Origin of the sequence: Tranquillimonas alkanivorans (assembly GCF_900115595.1) — a bacterium.
In the GTDB taxonomy this organism is placed as follows: domain Bacteria; phylum Pseudomonadota; class Alphaproteobacteria; order Rhodobacterales; family Rhodobacteraceae; genus Tranquillimonas; species Tranquillimonas alkanivorans.
Genome location: NZ_FOXA01000089.1, coordinates 1 through 1,273, shown reverse-complemented (window position 1 = coordinate 1,273; position 1,273 = coordinate 1). Strand labels below are relative to the sequence as shown.

Annotated in this window: 1 protein-coding gene; it reads right to left on the bottom strand. The window is 64.7% G+C overall.

The window, feature by feature from the left end; translation table 11 throughout:
• Positions 1 to 947 (bottom strand): cytochrome c oxidase assembly protein (locus BM162_RS22300; protein WP_093426050.1); only part of this gene is annotated, 947 nt, incomplete at its 3' end.
• Between the last annotated feature and the right edge of the window lie 326 nt (positions 948 to 1,273).

The following is a 1,273-nucleotide window of genomic DNA, read 5'->3' as shown; positions in this document are numbered from 1 at the left end:
AGCCAGGCGGCGATCACGATTACCGCAGCCACCACATACATCATCGAACCGACCGACATCATGAGCAGACCGGCGAGCTGCTGATCTTCAAGGAGCGACAATCCCCAGACTTCGGCACGCTCACCGTAGCTGGAGTAGAAGGAGATCGGCGCGAAGGCGAGCAGCGCCCCGAGTATCAGCGAGAACTTGAACATGACCAGAAGCGCGAGAAGCGCCCGTCCGATGCCGGAGCCGCGCACGCATTCGACGGCGGTCCAGAAGAGAAGCCCGCATGCGAAGAGCGAGCCGTGCATGACCGAGTGAACGACCTCGTTCTCCAGCGAGAGGGCGATTGCCTGCGGAGCATGCCAGAAGAGAAGCGCGACAAGTTGCAACGTCGTCGCGACGCTGGTTGCGGCAAAGAACTTCCAGCCCCTTCTCCACGTGACCGATGCGGCGAGTGATGCCATGGCTCTCTGCCAGCGCCGGGGCATTGCGCGTATCATCGTCGGAAGAGGGTGGCCGAGAACAAGAAGTGGTGCCGCGAGCCCCATCAAGACGATGTGTTGCCCCATGTGCGCCGCAAACAGACTTTCCCCCAAGGCGTCGAGCGGCCAGACGAGGGCCGCGACCAGGGCAAGCATCCCGCCGAAGAATGAAACCGCCTGCCGCGTCCGGACGCCCCGGCCCCATCCGGCCTTCCGCCAAGCGTGATGGACGCCCGCCGCATAGAACGCCGCGGCGACCGCGAGCGGCACGACGACGGAAGGCTGCAAGGACCACGTCGTCCAGAAGTCATGCGGCTGGAGTGGCTGCCCGTCGGTATGGGCGCGTAACGGGGTGCCGGTGAAAAACGCGAGGCTTGCGAACGCCAACCCGCCGGCGATCGCGGATGCGAATGCCGGCGGGTTGGCGGAGCACGTCCTGCCGCCAGCACTGCCCCGCGTCTGTTCGCCGCTGAACTTCATTCAGGCTACAGGGCCCTTACGCCCGTTCTCCACGGAAGCGCCGTCTCTCCCCTCCGGACGAAGGGGCCGACTTCCATGGCTTTTGACGGCCGCAAGCGCCTCGAGGCGAAGCACCGCACCGGAGCTCCGTGGCACCACGTGCAGCCACTGGTTTCCGGACTGCGCCTCGGCGCCGCCGGAGCAAATCTGCCTGAACCTTCCATTACGCGGATACCTCCTGTCCAGGACGGTAGCTTCTACAGCGGCTTTAGGTTCAAGCGGAGTTTTACGCTCTGGGCGAAAAAAGGATCATGTCCCCGCCGAGCAGGCAGATCGGCGTGCTGCCG